The sequence below is a fragment of the uncultured Nonlabens sp. genome, from assembly GCF_947495285.1.
In the GTDB taxonomy this organism is placed as follows: domain Bacteria; phylum Bacteroidota; class Bacteroidia; order Flavobacteriales; family Flavobacteriaceae; genus Nonlabens.
The window spans coordinates 23,132-30,137 of the sequence record NZ_CANLXZ010000035.1; the positions used below are offsets into that span (position 1 = coordinate 23,132).

The window sequence follows — 7,006 nt, forward strand, 5'->3', positions numbered from 1 at the left end:
AGTTTAAAGCTAGATCATTATAAATTAAAGTCTCAATTAGGCACAACAACTTATTTAAACACAATTCTTATTTTTTAATTATTTTTTCTGTAGTGAGATTTCCGTTAGCATTTTTTATCCTCACCATATAAATTCCGGTTTCTAAATCTGCCAAACTTATACGGCTATTTTCAAAAACCATATTTTCAATTATTCTTCCGTTAACGTCTATAATTTGTATCGTTTCAATTATTTCACTACTCTTTATATTCAAATAATTTGCCGTTGGATTAGGATAAATACTTATTTCAGCTGCCACAGTTTCTGTACTCAAAGTAGCATCTTTTATAATTATAACTTTATTATCAGAGGAATTAAAAGCATAACATCCGTTACCGCAAGTAATAATATTTTGTACTGTTCCAGACGCTTGTGTAATATTTAGGCTGTCGGTCAGTAAAAAAGTATTTGGATTATACCTTTTAAATTCAATATTTCCTGAGAAGTTAAAACTAGCAAAAGCAACCTTATTATAATAAGTATCAAAAACCGCGGGACCACTAACATTTGAAAACTGTCCTATTACGAATGGACTTGAAGAAATATCTACAACTTTACCGTCATGGGCATACATTCTATTGCTCCAATAGGAAAAATTAAGTCCAAAATTAGAAAGGACGTTTCTGGTAAGGTTAACATTAGTCACTCCATTATCATTCACTGATAAATTTCTAATACCAAATTCAGTAGATTCATTGTTAAATCCGATAAGTGAATTTGCACTAGTGAATTCAATTTTATTACTGCCACTATGATCTGGAGTAGTTATATTTCTTGCCACACCGTCATCGTATATCGCTACACCTTCGTGTCTAGGGCTTAGACCTATGTTTCTTCTAGAAACGGCAATAGTTTGAGGGTGTCCAGGCATTACTTCTATATCTTCTGCATAATTTGGTCCAGAAGTATCAGCTCCTAGCCCGAACTGGATTTCAGCGGTTTGTAGAGCTACATTAAATCTCCTAACCGTAGAAGAACCATTAAAACCTACATAGATATATTGTCCGTTATCAGCAATGGCCATTACATCTGGTTCACTACCCATAAAAACGGTATTCTCTAATAAATAAGTATCTGGATTAATCACTCCTATACTATTTCCATTAGCACCATTTGCACTTGGTATACTCGCATAAATTTTATTAGTAACTCCGTCATAAACTAAATCATTAGTAGTTAATGGAATCACGTGAACGCTCAATTGTGAAAAAGATAAAATACTTGATAAAAGAGTGATTAAGAGTATAGTTATTTTCATTTCCTGATTTTTAAATCAAATTTAGCTCATAATTTGAATACCACATAACGTCGATGTAATTTTATTCTTAATAAATATAAGTCATCTATGGTGTTAAGTTAAACAGTGAAACAAGAATCTTTGTTTCATACTTAGATTTCATGCTATCGTTTTCGTAAATTTGAGCCATATAAAATGTGAATTTCATAATGCAAGATCAAACTCCTTATATTCCAGTAAATAAAGTACGTATAGTAACGGCTGCGAGTCTTTTTGACGGTCACGATGCCGCTATTAACATCATGCGTCGTATTATTCAATCTACCGGTTGTGAGGTAATACATCTAGGTCATGATAGAAGTGTAGAAGAAGTGGTAAATACTGCTATTCAGGAAGATGCAAGCGGTATCGCAATGACTTCTTATCAAGGTGGTCATAACGAGTACTTTAAGTACATGCGTGATTTACTAGTAGAAAAAGGAGCTGGTCACATCAAAATTTTTGGTGGTGGTGGCGGTGTAATTTTGCCTTCAGAAATTAAGGATTTGATGGATTATGGAATTACTCGTATTTATGCCCCAGATGACGGTCGTGCGATGGGTTTACAAGGTATGATAAATGATCTTGTGCAGCGATGTGATGTTGCTGTTCCCGCTTTCGCGAAAGCGAAACAAGGAAAAAACCTTTCCACAAAAGAATTATTAGAAGAGAAACATGTACCTACTATCGCAAGATTAATATCTCTTGCAGAGAACAGACATGAAGAATTCCAAGCAGAATTTAAATATAACGCAGAAGAACTTGCAGGAACGCCAGTTCTAGGAATTACAGGAACCGGTGGATCTGGTAAATCATCTCTAGTAGATGAGTTGATACGTAGATTCTTAATCGATTTCCCTGAAAAAAATATAGGTGTTATCTCTGTAGATCCATCAAAACGCAAAACAGGTGGTGCTTTATTAGGTGATAGAATACGTATGAATGCGATAAATAACGATCGTGTTTACATGAGATCACTCGCAACACGACAGTCTAACCTTGCACTTTCTAAGCATGTACAAGAAGCGGTAGATGTTTTAAAAGCTGCAAAATATGACCTGATTATTCTAGAAACTAGTGGTATAGGACAGAGTGATACAGAAATACTAGAGCACAGTGATGTGTCTTTATATGTAATGACACCAGAATTCGGTGCGGCGACACAACTAGAGAAAATCGACATGCTAGATTTTGCAAATGTGGTAGCGATTAACAAATTTGACAAACGTGGTTCACTAGACGCATTACGCGATGTTAAAAAACAATTTCAGCGCAATCACAACCTTTGGGAAACAGATCCAGCAACTCTTCCAGTGCATGGAACTATAGCAAGCCAATTCAACGATCCAGGAATGAATGCGTTATATGAAGCGTTAATGGCTGAGATAACTGAGAAAACAGGTGTAGATCTAAGTTCTAAAAACGAATTGAACAAAGCGCAAAGCGAAAAGATTTTTGTTATCCCACCATCTAGAACACGTTATCTAAGCGAGATAGCCGAAAGTAATAGAGCTTATGATAATACGACCTCTACACAATCTACAGTAGCGCAAAAATTATATGGAGTTTATCAAACGGTACAGACTTTAATAGATCAAAACGAAAACGCACCTGCTGTAGAAAACAGAGAGCGTTTAATTACCGATAAAGGATTAAATGAAGAGTACATTTTATCTCTTGTTCTAGCAGACGATGCAGATTTTATGAATCTGCTACTGGCTCAATTCAATAAATCATTAAAAGATCTGGATCCATATAATTGGGAAGTTATTACCAGTTGGGATGCAAAGGTGGATAAATACAGGCAACCTATTTATGAGTTTCAAGTACGTGACAAAATCATTAAAATTGAAACACATACTGAGTCCCTATCTCATAAAATGATTCCTAAAGTCGCACTACCTAAGTACAGCGCTTGGGGAGATATTTTAAAGTGGTGTTTACAAGAAAACGTACCAGGAGAATTTCCTTATACCGCAGGATTGTATCCGTTTAAAAGAACAGGAGAAGATCCTACCAGAATGTTTGCTGGAGAAGGTGGGCCAGAACGTACTAACAAGCGTTTCCACTACGTGAGTCTTGGAATGCCTGCAAAACGTTTAAGTACTGCTTTTGATAGTGTTACTCTTTACGGTAACGATCCAGGATTGCGACCAGATATTTATGGAAAAATAGGTAATGCAGGAGTAAGTATTTGCTGTCTAGATGATGCAAAAAAACTCTATTCTGGATTTGATTTATCGCACGCCATGACATCGGTTTCTATGACTATTAATGGTCCTGCGCCTATGTTATTAGGATTCTTTATGAATGCGGCGATAGACCAGAACTGTGAACGATTCATTACAGAGAATGAACTAGGCGATAAAGTAGAGGCAAAGCTTAAAGAAGTTTATGATGATAATAATGTAGAACGTCCTTCTTATTTAAACGCTCAAGGCGAAAAAGTATATTCTAAAAACGGACAGGTGGATACCAGCAAATTGCCTGAAGGAAATGATGGCCTTGGTCTGATGCTTCTCGGTCTTACAGGAGATCAAATTCTCGATCCTGCAGACTATGCTCGTATCAAGATGGAAACTCTGGCACAAGTACGTGGAACTGTGCAGGCAGATATTTTAAAAGAAGATCAGGCACAAAACACTTGTATTTTCTCTACAGAATTTGCATTGCGTTTAATGGGTGATGTACAACAGTATTTCATAGAAGAAAAAGTGCGTAATTTCTACAGTGTATCCATTTCTGGTTACCACATTGCAGAGGCTGGAGCAAATCCTATCACGCAATTGGCTTTTACACTTGCAAACGGATTCACCTATGTAGAATACTACTTAAGTCGTGGAATGGACATCAATAAATTCGGTCCTAACTTGAGTTTCTTCTTCTCAAACGGTATCGATCCAGAGTATTCTGTAATAGGTCGTGTGGCGAGAAAGATATGGGCTAAGGCCATGAAGAACAAATATGGAGCAAATTCTCGTGCACAAATGTTGAAATATCATATTCAGACTAGTGGTCGTTCTTTACATGCACAAGAAATAGATTTTAACGATATACGTACGACATTACAAGCGCTTTATGCGATTAATGATAATTGTAACTCATTACACACTAACGCTTATGATGAGGCAATTACCACACCTACAGAAGAATCTGTAAGACGTGCGATGGCGATTCAGTTGATTATCAATAAGGAATTAGGACTTGCCAAAAATGAAAATCCTATACAAGGAGCATTTATTATAGAAGAGTTGACAGATCTTGTAGAAGCAGCTGTATTAGAAGAATTTGATAGAATTACAGAACGTGGTGGCGTGCTAGGAGCAATGGAAACCATGTACCAGCGCAGCAAGATTCAAGAAGAATCCATGCACTACGAGATGTTAAAGCATACCGGTGAATTCCCTATTATTGGAGTAAATACATTCTTGAGTTCTAAAGGAAGCCCAACGGTTTTACCAGCTGAGGTGATCCGTGCGACAGAAGAAGAGAAACAAGCTCAAATAAGTACTAAGGATAATTTACATTCCGCTTTTGCCAAAGCGCAACAAGAACAATTATCTAAGATCCAAAAAGCAGCTATAGAACAAGGTAACATCTTTGAACATTTAATGGAAGCAACAAAAATCTGTACTCTAGGACAGATTACCGAGGCTTTGTTTGAGGTAGGTGGGCAGTATAGGCGTAATATGTAAAAAGCGCAGTTTTTTACATAATGCTTAAATTCTAAAGGCTGAGAGGGAAATTTAAATTTTATCCAGTCCATATTTTTGTGGTAAATGCAGATAATGATGGTTATGTATTATTCAAAATCAAAATTTTAAAAACCTAAGTTGCAGGAGACGCTTTTGATCATACTGCTTATAGTTATTTTGATTTCTACACTTCCAATTGTAACGAATACAGAGACAGCAAGTATAATGAATACAGCAAGCCTAGGAGAAACTACAGATAGTAGGATCTCCATATATCCTAACCCAGCAAATAGTTTTATTATGGCGACAGTAAATAATGCTATAGAGCATCAGTATAACCGATAGGAATGGTAGAATGATCACCGCAACACAATTTACAGGCGCAATAAATGAGCAACGTTTAGAAAGTAGGAGAGTTGTCTTCAGGGATTTAATTCGTTACTATAAAAAGCAGCGCAGGACAAAAAAGTAGAGAAATTACTAGTGGAGTACATTTCTCATGCATCGCAAAAAATGAAAAGCCTATTCTTAATAGAAGAGGCTTTTTTTGTTCCGCTTTCGCGAAAGCGACAACAACACAAAACTTAAAGAAAACTTAAAGTTTTGATTAGATTATAGTCTCTATTTAGGGTTTAATATATTTGTTTTAAACCCATAATTTACTAGTTTGAAGTCCTATTTTTTCTCCATTTTATTTTGTTTAATTACCAGTGTGACTGTTGCGCAGGACAGTATACCTCCTGTAAAACAATCTAACTGGATATCGTGGGGAAGAGTTAGTTTTATATTTAATCAAAGTGCGTTTAATGCAGACTGGCAAGGTGGTGGTGTTACTAACGTATCAGGTAACCTAGGAATTAGTTATGACATACAGTACAATCGTAAAAAATTATCTTGGGATACTAAGTTAATAAGTGATTTCGGTCTTTCTCAAGTTAAAGATCAGCGATTTATACGTAAAACTACAGATCGATTAGAGTTAAACAGTATACTAGGTAATCAAATCAATCAAAGTTTCTGGAACTATAGTACTATTTTTAATTTTAGGTCTCAGTTTGTTTCTGGTTATCAGTTCTTTAATGAAGAGCAGACAGGTGATGACGGTTTTACAAGAACGGTTCAAAAACGTCGCGAGACTTCAGGTAGTTTTTCACCATCGTATTATCAGTTAGGTTTAGGTTTTTTATGGAAAAAGTCTAAAAATTTTAACTTTAATATTGCTCCCGCTACGACTAGATTAATCAAAGTTTCTTCAAATTTTACTGATGTAGATCTTAATGACGCTGCAGCTGTTGAGGCTTATAAACCGTTTTTTGGTGTAGAGGCTAATAGAACAACGCGATGGGAAGTAGGTGCCTCTTTTAGAGGATATACAAAATTTGAAATAGCAAAAAATATTCAAATGGAAAATGTGTTGAGCTTATACAGCGATTACCTAGTAGATCCAGAGAATATTGATATAGATTTTAACCTCCATTTATTTTTAAAGGTAAATAAATACATCAGCGGTAATTTTGAGTTTCAGGCTATCTATGATGATGATACTACAAAGGGATTTCAAATACGTCAGGTAATAGGTCTAGGTTTTAAGTACGATTTAGGAGAACGACCTAAGAAAACGGCATAGTTTTTAAAGGATTAAATTATGTACAGAATAGTTTTTCTTATAACACCAAATTTCTTCTATCGTAATATATCCCATTAAAAAAGATAGTTTAATTCTACATTAATTTAATGATCCTATTTCTTAAGTATAGTAATTTAATACCTTAATATTTCTTCAAAACTTCATTTTATAAACCAGACATGTACAGTCATTTAACGATAAAAGATATCATCTCTTTTATTGTTGCGTTTAACTTAATATTCACATCTGTGGTAGCTTTAAAATACGTTAATATGGTTATAGTAACATAATTAACCAATAGCGTCCTAAACGTTTAAAAAGAGAAAGGGAAATTTGTTCCTCAAAGTTACCTTTGTGGTGCAACACAAA

At 35.1% G+C, this 7,006-nt stretch carries 4 protein-coding genes; 3 read left to right on the forward strand and 1 reads right to left on the reverse strand.

Annotated elements, in window-relative coordinates:
* Positions 1–67: 67 nt before the first annotated feature.
* The gene (locus Q0838_RS12610; protein ID WP_298955747.1) at positions 68–1,297 is read right to left on the reverse strand and encodes a T9SS type A sorting domain-containing protein; all 1,230 of its coding nucleotides are present in this window, start codon (positions 1,295–1,297) and stop codon (positions 68–70) included.
* Between the two features lie 188 nt (positions 1,298–1,485).
* Between Q0838_RS12610 and Q0838_RS12615 the strand changes: the two genes are divergently transcribed.
* From Q0838_RS12615 to Q0838_RS12625, 3 genes are all read left to right on the forward strand, one after another.
* Positions 1,486–5,010: a methylmalonyl-CoA mutase family protein gene (locus Q0838_RS12615; protein ID WP_298955755.1), complete on the forward strand. Its 3,525-nt coding sequence runs from the start codon at positions 1,486–1,488 to the stop codon at positions 5,008–5,010.
* A gap of 138 nt (positions 5,011–5,148) precedes the next feature.
* On the forward strand, positions 5,149–5,355 hold the full coding sequence (locus Q0838_RS12620; protein WP_298955749.1) for a hypothetical protein: 207 nt from the start codon (positions 5,149–5,151) through the stop codon (positions 5,353–5,355).
* Between the two features lie 322 nt (positions 5,356–5,677).
* On the forward strand, positions 5,678–6,637 hold the full coding sequence (locus tag Q0838_RS12625) for a DUF3078 domain-containing protein (RefSeq protein ID WP_298955751.1): 960 nt from the start codon (positions 5,678–5,680) through the stop codon (positions 6,635–6,637).
* The last annotated feature ends 369 nt before the right edge of the window (positions 6,638–7,006 follow it).